We start from the raw sequence: 19,625 nt of genomic DNA on the forward strand, positions 1-19,625 counted from the left end.
TCGGATCATGACTGCGACTGGGGGCGAGAATCATGCCGGGCCTGGCTGGTGCCAAATCCTCGATTGTCGAGGAGTGAAGATAGTAACGGGGGCATGTTGGCTCCCCTGTGTGGGAATTAGTCTCTCAGATCGATCCAGGTTGTTTTAAGGTCGCTGTACTTGTCCAGCGCGTGCAGGGACTTGTCACGGCCGAAGCCGGACTGCTTGAGGCCGCCGAATGGCACGGAAATATCCCCATCGGCATAGCAGTTGACCCATACCAGCCCGGCGCGCAACCGACGCGAGAGTCGGTGGGCGCGGCCGACGTTGCGGGTCCAAAGTCCGGCGCCGAGTCCGTAGATTGAGTCGTTGGCGAGGCGGATGGCGTCTTCCTCAGTCGCAAAGCGCTGTACGGCTAGCACCGGTCCGAAGATTTCCTCGCGAACTACCGATAGGTCCTGGCTGGCGCAGTCGAAGATTGTCGGCTCGATGTAGTAGCCACCTGTTTCGCACCGTACCCGCTGGCCACCGGTACGCAGCACGGCCCCCTCGCTGATACCCGCTTCGATATGGCTGAGCACGGCCTGCATCTGTCGTTCATCGACGATGGCGCCGATTGGGGTGTCGGGGTCCAACGGATGACCGGGGGCCATGGCCTTGGCGTGCTTGGCGAGGCGATTCATGAAGGCGTCATGGATGCCTTCCTGTACATAGAGGCGCGAGCCCGCAATGCAGACTTCGCCCTGGTTTACAAAGATGGCCTGAGCGGCTACAAGTGCTGCACGATCGAGATCCGGACAGTCATCGAAGACGATATGTGGAGATTTGCCACCGCACTCAAGCCAGACGCGCTTGAGATTTGAGTCGGCTGAATAGCGCATAAACCGCTTGCCGGTGAGCGTTGATCCAGTGAAGGCCAGGCAATCGACGTCGGGATGCATTCCTAGCGCCTGGCCGGCCACGGCGCCAAGGCCGGGAACTACGTTGAAGACGCCTGGTGGAATACCGGCTTCCGCGGCGAGCGCTGCCAGGCGCAAGGCGCTCAGCGACGACTGCTCGGCCGGCTTGAGCACCACGCTATTTCCCACGGAAAGTGCCGGCGCTACCTTCCATGCCGACATCATCAGCGGGAAATTCCATGGCACGACAGCCGCGACAACACCCAGAGGTTCGCGCGTGATCGTGGCGAGTGCGCCTTCGCCGGTGGGCGCTATCTCATCATAGTGTTTATCCACGGCTTCGCCATACCAGGCGTAGCAGCGTGCTGTCTCGGGCACATCAAATAGCAGAGCGTCACGTACGGGCTTACCCATGTCGAGCGCCTCGATAAGCGCCAACTCCTCGGCATGCCGTTCAACCAGCGCCGCCAGATGTTGCAGCCGCCGCTTGCGCTCACGCGGCGTCAAGCCCGACCAGACGCGAGTCTCGAAGGCACGGCGCGCCGCATCCACTGCGCGATCGACATCAGACTGGCCACAGGCCGCGACGTCGGCCAGCTTGCGCCCATCGATAGGACTGGTGCAGGGGAATGTGGCGCCGTCGGCAGCAGGTGTGTAACGGCCGTCGATGTACGCCAAGCCGTCGAAGCACATCGTGTCGGCCTTGGCTTGCCAGTAGGCGAGGTCGTGAAGTTCCATGGGATCTGCGCGTTTAGAAAATGGTTAGCTGGCGACGCCGGCGCGCGCGAGCATGGCGTCGAGTAGCACGTTGCAGCCGGCTTCAAGGTGCTCCGGTTGCGCCTCCTCGATCTCGTTGTGGCTGACGCCGTCCTTGCATGGCACGAAAATCATGGCGGTGGGATGGACCATCGCCATGTGTACGGCGTCATGTCCCGCACCGGTGACAATGTCCATCGCTGGTAGGCCGCGGCGCATCGCGCTTTCGCGTACCATGCCTACGAGCTCGGTGGCAAAGGGCGTGGGGCGGTTGTACTGCGCCAGCCGTAGGTCGAGATCGACTCCGTGGCGCTTCGCGATCGCGGAGAAGGATTCGCGGAGGTGCTGGTCCATGGCGTCCAGTGTTACGGCATCGATGTGGCGCAGATCGACCGTGAAGTCCACGCGGCCGGGCACAACGTTGCGCGAAGAAGGGTGGACGTTAAGTACACCGACGGTGCCGCGACCGTCTGGCAGATTGTCGTTCGCAATACGAATCACCGTTTGCACGAGTTCACTGGCAGCCAACAGGGCATCTTTGCGCACCGTCATCGGCGTGGGGCCGGCGTGCATTTCCATACCGGTGACGGTGACGTCATACCAGCGTACGCCCAGGGAACCCGTCACGGCGCCGATCACTTTGTGCTCGGCTTCAAGTATTGGTCCCTGCTCAATGTGTGCCTCGAAGTACGCGCCAACCGGACGCGCTCCAACAGGAAAGGTGCCGTCATAGCCGATGGCGGCCAGTTCATCGCGCACGCTCAGGCCGGCACTATCGCGGGCCTCAAGCGCCGTATCTAACGTGAAGCGCCCGGTGAACACGCTTGAGCCCATCATCACGGGCAGGAAGCGCGAGCCCTCCTCATTGGTCCAGATGATGAGTTCAATGGGGGCTTCGGTCTGAATACCCTGTTCGTTAAGGGTGCGTAACACTTCCAGCCCCGCCATCACACCGTAGCAGCCATCGAACTTGCCGCCGGTGGGCTGTGTATCGATGTGGCTGCCGGTCATCACCGGCGGCAGGGCATTGTTTCGACCAGCTCGACGGCCAAAGATATTGCCGATTTGGTCGACATGGACTTCGAGCCCGGCTTCCTTCATCCAGCGAACTACCAGGTCGCGTCCCTCGCCATCAAGCGCGGTCAGTGCCAACCGGGCATTGCCACCTTTCGGCGTAGCTCCGATGCGGGCGAGATCCATCAATGATTGCCACAGGCGTGTGCCGTTGACTGTGAGGTCCTGAGTCGTATGCGGTGTACTCATGGTCTGTGTGCCTATGCGTCAATGTGAGAGGTGGCGGCCTTCTGTCGTGCGTATGCGGCGTCGCGAATTCCGGAGAGGGTTTCGCCGGGTGCGATTGCGTCGGCGTCGTAGCGCAGTTCGATGAGGGCCGGGAGCTTTTCTCTCTCAGCGAACGAGCAGGCTCGTGCCAGCGCTGCAGAGAAGTCTTCGGTGCGTTCGACCACTTCACCGTGACCGCCATAGCTCCGCGCAAGGGCGGCAAAGTCGGGATTGGTGAAGCACAGCGCGATGTCACGGCCTGGGAATTCGCGTTCCTGGTGAGAGCGGATCGTCCCCCAAATGCCGTTGTTGAAAACCAGCACAACGATGCCCACTCGGTACTGGAGTGCCACGCCCAGCTCCTGCAGGTTCATCTGAAAGCAGCCGTCGCCGGCATAGCACACCACAGTGCGCTCCGGGTTTTCGAGCTTGGCTGAGATCGCTGCAGGCAGACCGTAGCCCATGGAGCCTACGGTCGGGGTGAGGCTGGTCCCGGGGCCAGCGTATTCACGATACCGGTGCGGATACAGCGCGTAGTTGCCAGCGCCGACGGTGATGCAGGCATCGCGCGGCAATTGCTCGGCGGCGATGGCAGCGACCTCGTCGAGAGAAAGCGGTCCTTTCGCCGGCAGCGGTTTCAGGCTTGCCATGTAATCGGCGCGTGCCGACCGGACCCAGTCCATGCGCTCCAGTGGTTGCCTTGGTGCAAGTGGAGCCAACGCGCTCGCGAAACTTGCGACGTCTGCAACGATGGCCTGCGTTGGTAAAAAGACGCGACCGAGCTCACTGGCGTCCGGATAGACGTGAATGAGCTTTTGCTTCGGCATCGGGCTTTCGATGACGGTGTAACCGTCGGTAGTCGCTTCACCGAGGCGGGTACCAACCGCCAGGACGACGTCGGCGTCGAGCAGGCGTTGGCGCAGCTCGGGCGTCATCGCCCAGCCGACGTGACCTGCCGCATTCGCGCTCCGTTGGTCGAAGCATTCCAGGCGACGCCACGCCGTACCAACCGGCAACTGGAAGCGTACTGCGAAGTCTTCTACATGGCTGATTGCCTCGCGGGTCCAGCCTGTACCGCCTACGATCATGAACGGACGCTCGGCCTCTTCCAGCAGTGCGACCATCCGCTGCAAGTCTTCGGCACCTGGATGGCTGTACGTGCGGGTGTACCGGGGCAGGTCAGCGACCTCAGCCGTGCCCCACAACGTGTCTTCCGGCAGAGCCAGCACGACAGGGCCGGGGCGGCCATTGGTTGCAACCGAGAAGGCGCGCGCGATGTACTCGGGGATACGATCGGTCCGGTCGATCTGTGCCACCCATTTGGCCATCTGGCCAAACATGCGACGGTAGTCGATCTCCTGAAAGGCCTCACGTTCGTAGAAGTCGTTGCCGACCTGCCCGATGAACAGGATCATCGGTGTGGAATCCTGGAACGCTGTGTGTACACCAATGCTTGCGTTGGTCGCACCCGGGCCGCGAGTCACGAAACAGATGCCCGGCTCGCCGGTCAGCTTGCCAAGGGATTCGGCCATGTACGCAGCGCCGCTTTCCTGGCGGCAGGCAATGGGTTCGATAACACCTCTATGTTCATTGAGCGCGTCAATACACGGCAGGTAGCTTTCGCCCGGTACGAAGAATATGCGACGGGTACCGTGGATGCGCAATTGCTGCATCAGGATCTGGCCACCGTTGCGGCGCGAGAGCGGGGCGGGGTTGGAAATCGAAGTCAAGTGCATTCTCCGTGGTCTGTCTGGTCCGCATTTAGGCGGCCCAGGTTCTGAATGATGCGCACCGCGCCCAATACGGCTTGCGCGTGACCGCGCGCCGTGCAGCGACGCGAGGACGTGCCACGGGGCGGTCGGCAGGCGGTGTGAACCGTTCGAGTAAGGGGAACCAGTACGTCGGCTCCATTCTCGAGCGCGCCCTTCTACGCGTGTTCTTCCAAAGCCCCTGCGGCGATATCACGCGCTGGGTCCATTGCGACCTGCATGGGGCTCTCACCTTCGATGCTAGGTTTCTCTGCAAACGCGCGCTATCGGAATGCTATTCCCGTGATTTCAACTGCTATCTCCGTAGAGGCCAAACGCGCCTCTACCGTGGCCCGGCTGGGCGCAGCACTTTTTGCAACCCAACCATCCCACGCCTTATTCATTTCGTCGATCTTGGTGATATCAGAAAGGAAGATTTGGACGCTAACGAGATTTTCCTTGGTCATACCAGATTTTGACAATGTGATGTCGAGCAAACTCAGAACCTCTTGGGTTTGCGCGAAGACCGAATGACTTCTGTATTTATCTGCCGTGTGTCCGGCTATAAATAAGATGTTCCCAGCGAGCACAGCATCGCTCCAGCGATCAGTCATTCCTATTCTCTCAATCATTTCCAACTCCAAAGTTTATGAGGCGCGAGAGTTCCGTCATACACAGCGCTCTCGAAGTTGATTTCATGGCTCACGCAGACTGCAAACTTCACGCTTGCCCACCACGCGCCTCGCAGCAAGTACTCCTCTCAGCACTTCAGTAGGCCGCAATCTGGCGAGTTCGGGGGCGGTAATATCTTCAATTCAAGTACCGTCAGAATCGAGAGGCACTGAACGGAGCAAGATTGATATGTGATTCCCGGCCACCAATTAGTGCCGCAATATGACGTCCGGTCGCCGGCGCGCTTGTCATTCCAGAGTGAGAATGACCGAATGCGAAAAATAGGCCACGATGATTCGGGGCGCGGTCGATCACGGGAAGATTGTCAGGAAATGAAGGGCGATGGCCCATCCAGATCGAATAGTCCTTGATCTTGAGTCCGGGCAGCATTTGCTCGGTGCGGCGGATTTGAACATCCGCGCGTTTCTCATTCATTGGGGCGTCAAGACCAGCGAATTCAATCGATCCAGTGGCGCGAATGCTCCCGTCCAACGGAGATATGCCTGCTGGTCGATTAAGGCAGAGAATTGGGACTGTCGGCAACTCTACATTTGGATGCTCGATCGTAACGTGGTACCCACGCTCAGTCTCCAACGGCAAACGATAGCCTAGCGGTGCAAGAAGTCGTTGCGACCATGCCCCGGCTGCAACGACTACCTGGCTAAAACGATGATTTGCGATGCCGGTCACGAGCCGATATCCTTCAGATTCGGGAATGATCTTGAGAACATTCTCCTGTTTTATGGTGCCGCCGGCTTCTTCGAACAATTGTGCAATTTTTAAAACGAGCCTCTGTGGGTTCGTAGTGTGACCATTCTTCGGCAGGATGATCGCTTTGCTGACGTCCCTTGTGAGCGATGGCACATAGTGATAGAGATCTTCAAGTGGTAAGTCTTCGGCAACTACGCCATGGCGCTCCCAAAGTACGTCCTGAACAGGCTGTTCCTCCGGCGGTTCCTTGCCTTCCCAGTAACACACCTGCCCCTCTGTTCGAATGTGTTTAGAAAATTCCCTGGCACCAAGCAACTCTCGGTAGGCGTCAAATGCCCCATTGTGCAGCGATCTCATGGCGTCAGACCGGGCTAAGACACGATCGAACCGACCAGCTCGCGACCACTCCAAAAGCCAAGGTGCTACCCTTGGGAAATAGCTTGGCTTAATTGCCAAAGGACCAAGGGGATCACTCAACCACCTTGGTACCTTTCGGAGCATGCCCGGGATGGACATTGGGACGCACAGATCAGGGCTGATCATGCACTGATTTCCAAAGGACGCGCCGCTACCCGGCGGCAATCCGTCGATAATCGTCACATCCCACCCCTCCCGCTGGAGAGTCAACGCCACCGAAACACCGACAATGCCGGCACCGATGATTCCAATGGAACCGCGGCCACAGTCCTTAGTAGACATTTTTCATCTTCAGTTAAGCGCTATTGACGTCTGCATTGCACCGAAGGGGTTTCCCCCTATCGGTTTGGGCGCAGAGATGGAAATTACTTCGGAATGACGTCCATCTTGAACCACTTCATGGACAGGGCTTTAGCTGTGCCATCATCGATCGCAGACTTAATAGCTTTGTCAAAATCAGCTTTCAACGCTGTGTCCTCCTTGCGAAGGCCCACCGCAGCCATCCCTAATGCACTTCCAGAAAATTCTGCACCGACCATTCTGGCATCACGAAGCTCGGGCTTCTGGAATGCGTCAGTGAGCACTGTGGCGCTTGAGAATACTGCGTCCAGACGGCCGTTAATCAAATCAAGGTTGAATTCTTGAACAGTTTTATATTCCTTGATATTAATGGCTCCCTTGAAGTATCTTTGCAGAAATTCCGCACCGGTGGTCGACTCCTGAACACCGACTGTCGCACCATGAAGGACCGATTTCATCTCGGTGATTCTCTTCTGTGCCTCCGACGCCTGCGTGTCAACCGAGTAAATCTCGCCAGAGCCAGGCATCGATGCGAGCTTGCTATCCTTTAATGTTGCAAAGCCGCTAATGTAGACACCGTACGGTACAGAGAAAGAAATCACTTCTTGGCGTTTCGGAGTGATGCTCATGCCAGCCATAATGGCATCGAATTTCTTGGCGTTGAGGGATGGGATCAGGCCATCCCAGTTTTGAGACACAATTTCGCACTTAACTTTCATTCGATCGCAAAGCACATGTGCGAGATCTATTTCGAAACCATCAAGTTTTCCGTTCGGCCCCGAGAAGTTCCAGGGAGCGTACGCGCCGTCGGTAGCAATTGTGATTGTCCTTCCCTCAGCCGCCACCTGGCCGGCCATGAGAAGCAGCAACGTGCAAAACGCATTTTTCAACTTCATAGTTCACCTGTCGCAGTTGATTTGGTTGGGCTTGTGCTGCACCGGCTTCGCGGTCAGTGGGACGAAGCGTCCGCCCTCGCGAGGAATTGCCGGAAGCGGTCAGAGCACGGATTCGCGAACATTTCTGAGGTCGGGCCGTCGTCAGTAATCTCCCCTTGATGCAAAAAAACCGTTCGCGTCGAGACCTCTCGTGCAAATGCCATTTCATGCGTCACTATTAGCATCGTACGGCCCTCTGCCGCGAGATCACGGATTACCCTAAGCACCTCCCCGACGAGTTCGGGATCAAGTGCCGATGTCGGTTCATCAAAAAGAAGGACGTCGGGACGCATCGCGAGCGCCCGAGCAATCGCCGCGCGCTGTTGTTGACCACCCGAAAGCTCGGAAGGATACTTGTCGCGCTTGGCCTCAATTCCGACTCGTTCAAGAAGGGCTTCAGCTTCTGCGCGTACTTCGTTTCGGGGACGTCGCTGGACGTGAAGAGGCGCCTCCATAACATTCTGCAGAATTGTCAAATGGGACCACAGATTAAAGCTCTGAAATACCATCGCTGCGCGTTCACGAATCCTGTTGAGTTGTCTCGGATCAGCAGGCCGAGGCATGCGACCTGTTCCTGGATCAATCGTTATCTCTTCGCCCATGATCGACACGTTGCCGGCATTGGGGATTTCCAACATATTTGCGCAGCGAAGAAGTGTGGACTTCCCCGAACCGGATGACCCCAGAATAGCAATGACCTCACCCTCTTGCGCCGAGAGCGAAACGCCGTGCAATACCTCCTGCGATCCAAAACTCTTCCTTATTCCTGAAAGTGCGACTGCTGGCGCGCGCTCCTCGTTATGCATGAATCTCTCCGGTCGTTTTAGGGATGATGGATTTCAAGCGGTTCGTACGACGCGCTGGCCATAATTTCCACTCCAGCAACGCGAACAATTGTGCGACGATGAAGTTGAGCGAAAGGTAGATAGCCCCTGCCGAGATAAAGATCTCTACGGGGCGGTAGCTTTCAGATATCAATTTCGCCGCAATGCCCGTGATTTCCATGAGCGTGATCGTCGAGGCGAGCGAGGTCGACTTGACCATCAAAATCACTTCATTACTGTAAGCTGGCAGCATTTGACGAATCGCTTGAGGAATGATGATGCGGCGGAATAGCAGGATTCTCCCCATGCCGCACGCACGGGCCGCCTCGATTTGACCCGCATGGACGGACAGCAATGCCCCCCGCATGATTTCAGCCGTGTAAGCGGCGGTATTTAGCGCCAAGCCCGCAAGAGCGCAGAAATAGGCGTCCCGGAAAAATGGCCAAAGAAAGCCATGACGTATCGCTGGGAATTGGCTCAATCCATAGTAGATAATGTAGATCTGAACTAGCATTGGAGTACCCCGAAAGGCAAAAATGTAACCGCGTGCGGGTAGATCCCACCACCAACGGCGAGACACTCGCATCAGGGCAAGGCAGGAAGCGATCACGCCTCCCGCTGCTATAGATGCCGAGGCTAGCGCCAATGTAAGCGGTACGCCCTTAAGCAATAGGAGAAATGTTTGCCAGAGAAATGCGAGATCGAAGGGCATTAGATACTCCTGCGCAGACCGCGCACGCCACGAGCCTCGGCAATGCGGAATGCTTGGCCGGACACGAAAGTAATCAGAAGATAAAGAGCGGCGGCCGTCAGGTAAAAGCTGAAAGGCTGGTTTGTCGACCCTGAACCAACCTGAGCCTGCCGCATCAACTCGGCAAGGCCGATGACCGATATGAGTGCAGATTCTTTTAAAACCAATTGCCATACATTGCCTACGCCCGGCAAGGCATAACGCGCTGCCTGCGGCAACACTATTCGCCGAAAAAGCAGGAATGAACTCATCCCGCATGCCCGACCAGCTTCGATCTCGCCCTTGTTCAAACTCAAAACCGCGCCTCGTAAAACATGAGTCTGGTAAGCGCCGGATACGATGCCTAATGAAAGCGCCCCCGTCAAAAATGCTGGAGCACCAACGAAACCTCGGCTCCCGAAAAGCTCACCGACCATTGACAGCACCGAACTGGATCCGAAATACAGGAGATAGATGACGAGCAGATCAGGAATACCACGGAGTGCAGTTGTGTAGCTCGACGCAGCTAGCCGAAATGCGCGCGCGCGCGAAAGACTTGCAAATGCGCCCAAGCACCCGAAGATCAAGCCGAAAACAAATCCGCATAAGGCGACGGCGACGGACACCCCGGCTGCGGCAAGCATATCCCGCCCCCAACCATTATTACCGAATCCCATAAATTGATAGTATTCCATATTATCCACCGCTAGGATTGCCCAACCTTGTGAAATCCCAGTCGATCAGTGCCTGGGTATCCGTATCATCCTCTTAGCGTGTTCCACTGAGAGGTTGAATTTTAAATATCGCTCAAGTAGCTTTTAGGATCGACGGGCCGTGCTTTTCCGATTGCATGAAGAATCGGATGCAAAATGGTGTGGTTTTGACCAACGCCTAGTGGGAGCACACCGGCGGCCGTCGCGCGCGCCACGAAGTCGTGAATGTCTTGATGACTTTGTCGATGATCGAACCGATTCCGGAAAGGTACGTCGTCAATGTCCGCGACGTCCATTTCATGAATCGGCGCGCACAAGAGCGGGTCATTGAAAGGCCTTAAGTTCTCTACCGCACGCAGAGCATGGGAGTCGAAGCGCCAGCCATTTCTATTTGTGACTCCTAGGTCCATCGGGGGGGCATAAAAAGCAGTCAGGAGGCTTTTTAGCGCCTCAAAACCCTCCATACCCAAAGTTTCCATGGTGCCGGCGTCAACGTCCGGACGTGTTCGGTCCAAGTCCGTGAATTTCCTATGCGCAAATGCCATTTCTCCTCCAAGACTACTTACAAACGTCGTTTCCTACCGTGCATTGGTCCGCTTGTGCAGAACTCATCGTGCTAGTTTCTGCTACTATAGCTCCCATAGGAGGTTGGGACAATCGTTAAAGACTCGGTATCGGTGAAATAGGGGTAAACAGGTACGTGTTGGTTCGCCGCCGGCCAGCATGGGCGGCAGTGCTCTTGACTCCGGGAACGGGGGCGATGAGTTCAAGGCTTTGCTCACGAATGTCGCCACCGCACGGCTATCAATAAGGCGTCTAAATAGGTAACCGCTATCGAGACGTTACGTTGTTAGTATTCAGCACCGATACCACCCGAACGCACGATACGATGCCATCCCACTACTCGCGCTACACCAACCCTAACTTGGCACAGGAAAGAACGTGGAAACGATAAATCGACGCGCTTCGGACTCGCTGCATGCTGCAGTTCGCAAAGAAATTTCCCGACGAATCGAAGAGGGCGTTTATGCAGTCGAAGAACCGATTCCCTCCGCCTCCGCCCTCAGTAGTGAGTTCGGGGTTAGTACGATAACGATTGAACGCGCGCTCCGGGATTTGCAGGCTGCTGGCGCGCTCGTCGCTATCCCTGGCAAAGGAACCTACGTAAAGAAGACAAAGCGTTTTGTTCGTAGATTGGATATCAGTTTTTCCAGGACCGAAAATCAGGGGATTCATGTTCATTCCATCACAAGAGAGAAGATTCGTGATGCCACGTTGCGTTCATTCGATCCGCCTGACCGATTGATGCTTTGCGTACGAAAGACTCTACTCGCTGATGGTTTGCCGCTCGTGTATGACGCCGTATATCTCTCCTCCGATGTTAATGATGAACTTCTTAGGCTGTTCGAGAATCAGCTTGTAACCGAAGTGCTTGCACACCATGGCATCCGCATCAGAAACACCAGAATAATAGTTGACGCCGCCCCAGCCGCAGGGCCAGTAGAAGACGTTTTCGGTGTTCCCGCTGGCTACCCGATGGTGCGTCGCTGCTACCGACATACAACCACCGATCCAAACATAACGATTTTTGGTTATAACCAAGCGCCGTTCGACCAACTAGCATGGTCAGTCGATTTCGCTCAGTCTGAATGATGGAGCCATGCATTGGTGCGCATTCGAAGTCGTGAATTGAGTGTATGCCGGAAGTTGATCTATTTCCCGGAGTACGACTAATCCCTGCTTTATTTGCCGGACTGTTCTGCATTTTGTCTGCCACGTAAGCATGACGAAATGAATCGAGCGCCGCTGAGTGGCGGCAGACCTGAAGTAAGCGTAGGTCGTGGTAGGGCTTTCGAACGCTAGTTGCCGCGAGCAAGTCGCTAGCGTTTGCTCTTCGGCATCGCGCAACAGTATTCTTTACGAAATGAGGAAGCTATGGCGATAGGCGGAACGTCGCTGAGAAGCATGGTGCAGGACTGGTTGGCGCCTGACCGGAAGAGAGGATTTCGAGTCAGCCACTACGGACGATCCAGCAGGGGACGATATGTCTGCGTGGTCGCAGATAACGGAACCGGGTCGAAGGCAATGTTCTTTTTTCGTCATCGAGATGGAAGATGGTGCATTTTCCCACCCGATCCGGAGAGACCGGCCATGCGGGAGAGATCGCCCCATTCGGAGACTGGTAATGCAAGAGCCTAAGTCAGGAAAGGACAACAAGGTTGTGCACAGCTCAACTAGTACTAGTCCATAGGACTTCGACGTATTTGACCTTATTATCAACGTTTCGCATGTAGCGGCCAAGTTGTAATCTATGGCCAGCCCGAATTTTACAACCTCTGGTTCTGACGTCCTCGTGGCTTGCGCAAATCTATCCGGAATCGATGTTCTGAACCGCCTCGGGAATCTCGGAGGCCGTTTGGCTTGAGTTTGGCTTGAGTCACGCGGCCATGCGTAACCCAGCTGACCTGCTCCCCATGGTTAGTCCGATAACGATGTAGAGTTCGTTCCCAAAAGGAACGACAATGAAGAAGCGATTCAGCGAAGATGGCATGGACGCCTCCCGGCCCTTCCGGGCAACATGACGCAGTCACCCGACTGAGGAGAGAACCATGCCTGACGTTATCGGACTTGATATCGCAAAGCGCATTTTCCAGATCCACACGGCGTTGTTGCATAAATCGGTGCTGCCGCACACCGCTCTGACGTTTACGCGCAACGGTAGTGACGGCACCCCTGTTAAGGAAGGTCTGCAGAAGTCATTTTCGTAGCGGTGGTCTTCCACACTCATCGCAGTCTGAACGGCGACGACATTCCTTGTGCGGAGATCGCCCGGTACGCTCACGTGTCGGGCGCTGTGCCGGTGAAACATATGGCCGAACCGGCTCAATCTTAAGCGTTTCGCAAAGCTCTGCGCGCCATCCACAAATTGCTCAAAGCGAACAACGTGGTGATCTGGGCAGTATTTTTTATCAAACCACGATAGCGGGTCTTCGCATAGCCGAACTGCCGCTTGATGACGCGAAACGGGTGCTCAACCGTGGCACGGATGCCGGCCTTGAGTCGCTCGATCTGATCGTGTATCGCGTCCAGAGGATCACTCAGGTCCAGTAGTCTGCGCTTGCCCGGTCTCATCGCAACATGCCAACGAGCTGCGTCTGCCGCACAATGCTTTTCGATTCCCTGATACCCGGCGTCAGCGTAGACATCCGTCTCCTTGCCATGCAGCAACGCGTGGCCAACGGTAATGTCGTGCACATTGGCCGCCGTTCCAATGACTGTATGAACCAGTCCGGAGTCTGCGTCGACGCCGATGTGGGATTTCATTCCGAAGTACCAGTTGCCGCCTTTCTGCGTCGAGTGCATTTCTGGATCCCGGCTGCCAGAACCGTTCTTTGTCGAACTGGGCGCGGCAATCAGGGTGGCGTCGACTGCGGATCCAGCCTTTAGCATCAAGCCTTTTTCTGTCAGGATCTCATTGACCAGCGCGAGCATTTGCGAAGCCAGCCCATGTGTTTCAAGCAGATGTCGGAACCGGAGAATCGTGCTTTCATCCGGCAGACGCACCATGCCACCGTCGAGACCCGCGAACTCGCGATACAGCGGCACGTCGTACAGCGCCTCTTCCATTGCAGGGTCCGACAGACCGAACCACTGCTGCATAAAATGAATTTGCAACATCGTCGCGATCGGGAAAGGCGGCCGTCCGGTTTTGCCTGCCGGATAGTGCGGCTCGATCAGTGCAATCAGCTTCGACCAAGGCACAACACGCCGCATCTCATCGAGAAATTCCCGCTTGCGCGTGCGCTTGGTTGACAGATCCAGGCCAAGACCCAACTGCGACATTTCTCTTCTCCTCAACTACTCACACGTCAGAAATATAGCGGACAGATTGATGCCTAAAAAAGGATCGAACAAGGCTCGGATCGCGCCTGATTTGTGAAAGCTGCTCGTGAATTTTTGAGCCCAACTTTTCACCTTTTTGAAGCGGGCGTCGCGCGACGCCGGTCCGCTTGACGTGACTCCACACCAGTTCATCTGGATTTAGGTCCGGTGCATAACCGGGCAGGAAATGCAAAGTCAACTTGCCCTGCGTACTAGCGACATAGTCCTTAACGACGGCTTTCTTATGCGCTGGCAATCCGTCGACGATCAAATGAACCGGTTTTTTCCGATTGAACATCAACTTCTTGAGCAGTTCCACGAACAACTCGCCGCTAAGCGCCCCGTCATACGTTGCAAACCAGAAAGCCCCCTTCGAATTGACAGCGGACGCGGCGCTCATACTTTGCCGTTCGCCGGGCCGCTCGACCACCGGCGTCTCACCGCGCGGCGCCCACGTCCTGCCATGAACCGAGTCGGCACGGAAGCCCGATTCGTCCCAGAAAAAGATATCAGCCTTCTGCTCACGCGCTTGCCTGGCAATGCTCGGATAGGTGTCTCGCTGCCAACGCTCGATAGCTTCCGGGTCACGCTGATAAGCACGCTGCAACGGTTTTTGCGGCGTCAGGTTCAGACGCGCGAGCATCGCACCGATCGAAGCCAGACTCAGCGTGACGTCGAATTTCTGTCGTACCAGTTCACGAACCAGGTTGCGAGTCCACAAGCCAAAATCAAACCCGTATTGCATTGGATTCTTGCCATTAACCCAGCGCATTACCCGCTGCTCCTGCGTCGCAGTAAGCGTACGTGGTCGACCTGTGCCCTTGGTCGATCGCAGCGCTCGCACACCACGACCACGGCCGCGCGCCTGCGCCCTGATCTTGTACGCCCACGAGCGATGCATTCCAAACGACGCGGCAACATTATTTGGATGCTCGCCTTCAGCCATACGCTGAACTGCAAGAATACGCATCTCTTCGAGCGTGTTATGAGCCAAGCTCCGGCCATCTCGTTTCATGGGCGATGCTCTCAATAGCTATCGCTCAAGCATAGGTCATCTGTCCGCAAAATTCCTGACTTATGAGTAATTCGCGATGCTTCCAGGATAGCTGAACGGGGCGTCATTGCCAGGACTTTTGCAGACCTTCCTTAACTTCTGGTTGAACTGCGTACATTCTCGATTTTTGCCCGGGAAGATGCGCAAAGACGATCGCAAGAGGCAGGAGCCCAAAGGGGTTTATCGAGTCAGCAACTGGGCTGAGTACAACGCGGGCTTGATCGCGAGAGGTGACGTGACGATGTGGATCGACGAGAGCGTCCTGACGCACGCGCCCGCGACGGGTTCATCCAGACGCGGGCGGCCATGCATCTACGCCGACGCAGTGATTCAGATGTTGCTCGGATTGAAACAGGTGTTTCGCTTGCCGCTGCGGGCACTTCAGAGCTTTGCTCAAAGTCTGCGCGCACTCGCCTTCGCCGGGCTGCCGGTACCCAACTACACGACACTGAGCCGTCGCTCGCAGGAGCTGAAAGTCGCGTTGCCTGCGATGCGCAACGGCGAGTCGCTGCATCTGCTTGTCGATAGCACAGGGGTGAAGCTTTACGGTGAAGGCGAATGGAAGGTGCGCAAGCACGGTTACGCAAAGCGTCGCACGTGGCGCAAGGTGCATCTGGCGCTGGATGCGAAGACCGGCCAAGTCTGTGCTGCGCTGATGACGCATCAGGACGTCGCCGATGCCGACGTCCTGCCCGGGCTGCTCGACCAGATCCCCCTGGACGACGCGATCGATACTGTCGGTGGAGACGGTGCATACGACACAAAGCAATGCCACGGGGCGATTGCCGCGCGCGATGCACAACCGGCGATTCCGCCGCGCGAAGGGGCAAGGCCCTGGTCGGGGAACACGCCCGGCTCGGCTTGGCGCAACGAGGCCATCGGTGCAATAGCGCGAGACGGCCGACGAGAATGGAAGAAGCGTAGCGGCTATCACCGGCGCTCGCTGGTCGAGAACCTCATGTATCGATTCAAGACGCTCACCGGCAATCGTCTGTGGGCGCGCGCGATCGGCTCGCAAGCGACCGAGGTCGCAATTCGTGTGGGCGTACTTAACCGAATGACGGCACTCGCACGCCCGCAATCCGTTCGCATTTCCTGAATTCACGACCACAGAAGCACCTTTGTCTTCAAACCCGATTTATGCAACAACGCCGATCCACACGGTGAATTCGGAGACCGGCGAGATCTTGCGCATGATGGTTCGCAGATCAGAGATGGCACACTTCTTTTGTCGTCGCCAGCACAGTGTGGTTGTGATGGAGGCGTGCGATAGTTCCCATTACTGAGCCCGCACGATACGTGAACTCGGGCATGAAGTTCGGCTCATCGCGACCAAGTTCGTCAGGCCTTTTGTGAAGGGCAACAAGACCGATGCGTCAGATGCCGAGGCTATCTGGGAAGCTGGCCAGCGACCCGGCATGCGCTTTGTTCCTGTGAAGACAGAACATCAGCAGGCGGTGCTTGCACTTCATTCGATGCGTGACGGACTGGTAAAAGCGCGTACGGCACAAATCAACCAGATCCGTGCGACGTTCTATGAATTTGGCGTCGCCCTTCCAGAGGGCAGACACTGGGGCATGAAGGCGTTGAACGAACCGTTTGCGGCACTCGAGGGCCGAATTCCTGCTATGGTTCTCGACGCTCTGCAGACACAAAGCGTACTGATACGGGACCTGACCGGTCGGATCGACGAGATTGAGAAGAAGCTCGATGCGTTTCGGCACCACGATGAGCGGTGCAAGCGATTGCTCGCGATCCCAGGCGTCGGGTTGCTCACTGCGACGGCCGTGGTTGCTGATGTTGGGAACGGTCAAGAGTTTCGTTCCGGCCGTGAATACGCTGCGTGGCTTGGTCTGGTTCCGCGCCAAGCCGGCACAGGAGGCAAAGTCCGCCTTCTCAGCATTAGTAAACGGGGAAGTACCTACCTGCGTACTCTCGTCATTCACTGTGCTCGAGCTGTCGTCGCCAGACGCAAGCAGCGATCTTCGTGGCTTGAGCGGCTTCTGCAGACACGTCCGTGGAATGTTGCCGTGGTCGCGTTTGCGAACAAGATCGCCCGGACCATTTGGGCCCTCCTTGCGCACGGTAGAAGCTTCGATCCCGCGTACGTATCGAAACCTTCTGTCTGAACGCTTGTAGACGTAAATTTCTTCCACTGGCAAAACATCCGCATTGCGGCCGCTTCACCACTTTGCTAATACCGACGGGTAGCGTCCTCCGCAGTCTCTTCGTCTCTGCCATGGGATTGGCGCACCTTTCGACTCGAAATATTCTACTTGACTTCGGTAACGCGCCAAAGCCGTAGAATGCGCGCATGAGGAGTGCTCCCCACCGAACTCAAACGCGAACGCACTGTCGAAGTGAATTGTGCGCTTGTCTCGCTCCGTACCGGTTCCGTCTTCCGTCGCACCACAGGCATGCCCGCGTATACAGACCGCTTAACTAGGGAGCGGATCACATTTCTCCGATGGGCCGTCCATCAAGCTCATATCGCCCCGACACAAAAGATCAGCTGAGTGTTTTTTGTTACACGATCGTGGATGTTTTGTAGCAAAGATGACATGACGGTATCCGATGCGTACACAAGGAATGAAGTGGGATAAATAGAAATGAAACGCGCTGGATAGAATGCTGAGCGTGCATGGCACGAAACCTGCAAGAAAGCCGTTTGCATGGGCACGCTCCAGACAATGAGCACTCGACAGCACGCGACAACTCGTTATCCCTTGATCATTCGCGTCGACGATGCTGTCAGCCAGCGGCCATGGGAGGTCAACCTTAAGGACCGGATTCGCTGGCTCTAACGAAAGCGTCGCCGGACAAATAACGGTTATAGAGTTCTCGAGTATCCGCTGAAGGCGCGACCGCTAACAAAGGAGTTGAAGAACATGCATTGTGATCGACCGAACCCGCCACCGTCGATGCGTAGCCTTGCTGATTTGGGTACCGGTACCATACATTCCCGTCTCCCACGCGGTGTGCCATTACCGGCCGGATTGTCATGCACGATAGTGTCATTTGAGCCCCGTGCCCGAACACACTGGCATATTCACCCGTTAGGCCAACAATTGTTCGTGACAGCGGGATGTGGGTGGATGCAGTGTGAAGACGAACCAATTGTGGCCATACATGCTGGAGATATGGTGTGCATTGGACCGAACCGAAAGCATTGGCACGGTGCGTCACCATGGACCTCCGTGAGGCTGATTGCGCTCCAGAAGGAGCATCACAGAAAACGTGTCGATTGGCTAAAACCGGTTACCGACGAGCAGTACTACGCCAGACCGTCTCTCGACATCTGACGGAGCGCGATTTTAGGGTTCTTTTGAATCTCGAGTGGGTGGTTGCCGGGTCAAGTGCGGGCGTCAGCCCGGCGAAGCGAACACTTGACGCGCATGGCGGAAGTAAGCTGGCAGAGGGGTCGGTTGCGGCAGAATGCTGCAACCAGCCCTGCAAGACAACGCGAATTATGACGAACCAAACCCAACTGTTTGAAGCCGCCCTGGGAATCAAGGCGCCGTGGTATGTGCAAGGTGTCGATTTGGGCACGGAACTGACGATTGCGGTGGACTTTGTTGCGGGCAGCCGGTTTGCCTATCCCGGGGTGCCGGGCGAACACCCGGTGCACGACACGGTCATCAAACGACTGCGCCACCTCAATTTCTTTCAGTTCGACTGTTACCAGGAGGTGCGTGTCCCGCGTGTGCGCCTGCCGGACGGCTCGGTGCGGCTCGTAGAGCCTGACTGGATGGGTAAGCTCGATGGCTTTACGCTGCTGTTTGAAGCGCTCGTGCTGACGCTGTGCCGGGAGATGACATTTGCGGCGGTAGCGCGCCTGGTGAACCTGTCGTGGCATCGCGTGAAGGCCATCTGTGATCGTTACGTGGACCTGGCGGCGGCTGCGACTGACCTGTCCGAAGTCACTGCGGTGTCCATTGACGAAACCTCGTGCCGACGGGGCCACGACTATGTCTCGCTGGTCGCCGACATGGACGCCAGGCGCGTGGTCTTTGTCACGCCAGGCAAGGATGCAGGCGCGGTCGAACGCTTTGCCAATCACCTGGAGCAACATAACGCAACGCCTGCGCAGATCAAATCGGTGAGCATTGACATGTCGCCCGCCTTCATCAAGGGCGTGCAAGAGCATCTGCCCGATGCGCGCGTGACCTTTGACAAGTTTCATGTCGTGGCGCACGCCTCGAAAGCCCTCGATGGCGTGCGCCGCGAGCAGCAGAAGACCGATCCCGGACTGAAGGGCATGCGCTGGTCGCTGCTCAAAGATGCTGACAAGCTGAATCTCGCGCAACTGACCGATCTCGAGGTGCTGATCAGCCAGTACACGACCAATCGCACCGCCCGCGCCTGGATGTACCGCGAACAACTGCGCGAGATTCTCGATCGCAAGCAAATCCACGTCGTCTCCAAGATGTTGCGCCGCTGGTGTAGCAACGTCATGCGTTCCAAGGTTGAACTCATGAAGGATGTCGCACGAATGATCCTTTGTCATTTCGACGGCATCGTCGCGTGGGCCCAGACGCGCCAGACCAATGGCTTCATTGAAGCCATTAACGGCCTGTTTCAAGCTGCCAAGCGCAAGGCACGCGGGTATGCCAGCTTCAACACCATGCGCACCGTGCTGTTCCTGATCGCGGGCAAGCTCGACTTCTCGGCCTTCAATCCACATGCCTCGTGAGCCGCATTACCCACTCCACTTTTGAAATAGC

General features: G+C 56.7%; 16 protein-coding genes and 1 pseudogene. 5 read left to right on the top strand and 12 right to left on the bottom strand.

The genetic code is table 11. The features are described from left to right. Positions 1–116 precede the first annotated feature (116 nt). The 10 genes from VSR68_RS35540 to VSR68_RS35585 all read right to left on the bottom strand — a co-directional run bounded on the left by VSR68_RS35540 (position 117) and on the right by VSR68_RS35585 (position 10,480). Positions 117–1,616 carry an aldehyde dehydrogenase gene (locus tag VSR68_RS35540; protein ID WP_342944231.1) on the bottom strand — a complete coding sequence of 500 codons (1,500 nt, stop codon included), beginning with the start codon at positions 1,614–1,616 and terminating at the stop codon, positions 117–119. A 24-nt stretch (positions 1,617–1,640) separates the two neighbouring features. Continuing rightward, positions 1,641–2,897, bottom strand: a complete 1,257-nt coding sequence (locus VSR68_RS35545; RefSeq protein ID WP_342944232.1) for a Zn-dependent hydrolase — start codon at positions 2,895–2,897, stop codon at positions 1,641–1,643. Between the two features lie 11 nt (positions 2,898–2,908). Next, entirely contained in the window at positions 2,909–4,651 is a 1,743-nt protein-coding gene (locus tag VSR68_RS35550; RefSeq protein WP_342944233.1) for a thiamine pyrophosphate-binding protein, read from the bottom strand. 296 nt (positions 4,652–4,947) lie between these two features. After that, a complete protein-coding gene (locus tag VSR68_RS35555; protein WP_342944234.1) occupies positions 4,948–5,295 on the bottom strand; it encodes a RidA family protein in 348 nt (115 codons plus the stop codon). Positions 5,296–5,488: 193 nt separating this feature from the next. Next, positions 5,489–6,745 carry an FAD-binding oxidoreductase gene (locus VSR68_RS35560; protein WP_342944235.1) on the bottom strand — a complete coding sequence of 419 codons (1,257 nt, stop codon included), beginning with the start codon at positions 6,743–6,745 and terminating at the stop codon, positions 5,489–5,491. A gap of 83 nt (positions 6,746–6,828) precedes the next feature. After that, the gene (locus VSR68_RS35565) at positions 6,829–7,659 is read right to left on the bottom strand and encodes a lysine/arginine/ornithine ABC transporter substrate-binding protein (protein ID WP_342944236.1); all 831 of its coding nucleotides are present in this window, start codon (positions 7,657–7,659) and stop codon (positions 6,829–6,831) included. A gap of 53 nt (positions 7,660–7,712) precedes the next feature. Further along, the gene (locus VSR68_RS35570; RefSeq protein ID WP_342944237.1) at positions 7,713–8,504 is read right to left on the bottom strand and encodes an ABC transporter ATP-binding protein; all 792 of its coding nucleotides are present in this window, start codon (positions 8,502–8,504) and stop codon (positions 7,713–7,715) included. Further along, complete coding sequence (locus tag VSR68_RS35575; protein ID WP_342944238.1) at positions 8,497–9,234, bottom strand: ABC transporter permease; 738 nt, start codon at positions 9,232–9,234, stop codon at positions 8,497–8,499. Before VSR68_RS35575 ends, VSR68_RS35570 begins: the two co-directional genes overlap by 8 nt. Further along, positions 9,234–9,947: an ABC transporter permease subunit gene (locus VSR68_RS35580; protein WP_342944239.1), complete on the bottom strand. Its 714-nt coding sequence runs from the start codon at positions 9,945–9,947 to the stop codon at positions 9,234–9,236. Before VSR68_RS35580 ends, VSR68_RS35575 begins: the two co-directional genes overlap by 1 nt. Before the next feature lie 101 nt (positions 9,948–10,048). Continuing rightward, positions 10,049–10,480: an arginase family protein gene (locus VSR68_RS35585; RefSeq protein ID WP_342944240.1), complete on the bottom strand. Its 432-nt coding sequence runs from the start codon at positions 10,478–10,480 to the stop codon at positions 10,049–10,051. A gap of 427 nt (positions 10,481–10,907) precedes the next feature. On the opposite strand from VSR68_RS35585, the gene VSR68_RS35590 reads away from it, so the two are divergent. After that, positions 10,908–11,618: a GntR family transcriptional regulator gene (locus VSR68_RS35590; protein ID WP_342944241.1), complete on the top strand. Its 711-nt coding sequence runs from the start codon at positions 10,908–10,910 to the stop codon at positions 11,616–11,618. Between the two features lie 956 nt (positions 11,619–12,574). Beyond that, positions 12,575–12,733, top strand: a complete 159-nt coding sequence (locus tag VSR68_RS35595) for a hypothetical protein (RefSeq protein ID WP_342944242.1) — start codon at positions 12,575–12,577, stop codon at positions 12,731–12,733. Positions 12,734–12,854: 121 nt separating this feature from the next. Here the strand turns inward: VSR68_RS35595 and VSR68_RS35600 are convergent, their stop codons facing one another. Beyond that, positions 12,855–13,808, bottom strand: coding sequence for an IS5 family transposase (locus tag VSR68_RS35600; RefSeq protein WP_342944243.1), 954 nt, complete (start codon positions 13,806–13,808; stop codon positions 12,855–12,857). A 19-nt stretch (positions 13,809–13,827) separates the two neighbouring features. Continuing rightward, the gene (locus VSR68_RS35605) at positions 13,828–14,862 is read right to left on the bottom strand and encodes an IS630 family transposase (protein WP_342944244.1); all 1,035 of its coding nucleotides are present in this window, start codon (positions 14,860–14,862) and stop codon (positions 13,828–13,830) included. Between the two features lie 178 nt (positions 14,863–15,040). On the opposite strand from VSR68_RS35605, the gene VSR68_RS35610 reads away from it, so the two are divergent. The 3 genes and pseudogenes from VSR68_RS35610 to VSR68_RS35620 all read left to right on the top strand — a co-directional run bounded on the left by VSR68_RS35610 (position 15,041) and on the right by VSR68_RS35620 (position 19,594). Next, on the top strand, positions 15,041–16,000 hold the full coding sequence (locus VSR68_RS35610) for an IS5 family transposase (protein ID WP_342944245.1): 960 nt from the start codon (positions 15,041–15,043) through the stop codon (positions 15,998–16,000). A gap of 22 nt (positions 16,001–16,022) precedes the next feature. Next, positions 16,023–17,030, top strand: a pseudogene (locus tag VSR68_RS35615) (IS110 family transposase). A gap of 1,340 nt (positions 17,031–18,370) precedes the next feature. Continuing rightward, positions 18,371–19,594, top strand: coding sequence for an ISL3 family transposase (locus VSR68_RS35620; protein WP_342944246.1), 1,224 nt, complete (start codon positions 18,371–18,373; stop codon positions 19,592–19,594). Positions 19,595–19,625 lie beyond the last annotated feature (31 nt).

This window comes from Paraburkholderia phymatum, assembly GCF_038900715.1.
Lineage (GTDB): Bacteria > Pseudomonadota > Gammaproteobacteria > Burkholderiales > Burkholderiaceae > Paraburkholderia > Paraburkholderia phymatum_A.

Coding starts and splice junctions, on each gene's coding strand:
- VSR68_RS35540 (WP_342944231.1), bottom strand. CDS start 1,616: ATGGAACTTCACGACCTCGCCTACTGGCAAGCCAAGGCCGACACGATG.
- VSR68_RS35545 (WP_342944232.1), bottom strand. CDS start 2,897: ATGAGTACACCGCATACGACTCAGGACCTCACAGTCAACGGCACACGC.
- VSR68_RS35550 (WP_342944233.1), bottom strand. CDS start 4,651: ATGCACTTGACTTCGATTTCCAACCCCGCCCCGCTCTCGCGCCGCAAC.
- VSR68_RS35555 (WP_342944234.1), bottom strand. CDS start 5,295: ATGATTGAGAGAATAGGAATGACTGATCGCTGGAGCGATGCTGTGCTC.
- VSR68_RS35560 (WP_342944235.1), bottom strand. CDS start 6,745: ATGTCTACTAAGGACTGTGGCCGCGGTTCCATTGGAATCATCGGTGCC.
- VSR68_RS35565 (WP_342944236.1), bottom strand. CDS start 7,659: ATGAAGTTGAAAAATGCGTTTTGCACGTTGCTGCTTCTCATGGCCGGC.
- VSR68_RS35570 (WP_342944237.1), bottom strand. CDS start 8,504: ATGCATAACGAGGAGCGCGCGCCAGCAGTCGCACTTTCAGGAATAAGG.
- VSR68_RS35575 (WP_342944238.1), bottom strand. CDS start 9,234: ATGCCCTTCGATCTCGCATTTCTCTGGCAAACATTTCTCCTATTGCTT.
- VSR68_RS35580 (WP_342944239.1), bottom strand. CDS start 9,947: ATGGAATACTATCAATTTATGGGATTCGGTAATAATGGTTGGGGGCGG.
- VSR68_RS35595 (WP_342944242.1), top strand. CDS start 12,575: ATGCCTGACGTTATCGGACTTGATATCGCAAAGCGCATTTTCCAGATC.
- VSR68_RS35600 (WP_342944243.1), bottom strand. CDS start 13,808: ATGTCGCAGTTGGGTCTTGGCCTGGATCTGTCAACCAAGCGCACGCGC.
- VSR68_RS35605 (WP_342944244.1), bottom strand. CDS start 14,862: ATGAAACGAGATGGCCGGAGCTTGGCTCATAACACGCTCGAAGAGATG.
- VSR68_RS35610 (WP_342944245.1), top strand. CDS start 15,041: ATGCGCAAAGACGATCGCAAGAGGCAGGAGCCCAAAGGGGTTTATCGA.
- VSR68_RS35620 (WP_342944246.1), top strand. CDS start 18,371: ATGACGAACCAAACCCAACTGTTTGAAGCCGCCCTGGGAATCAAGGCG.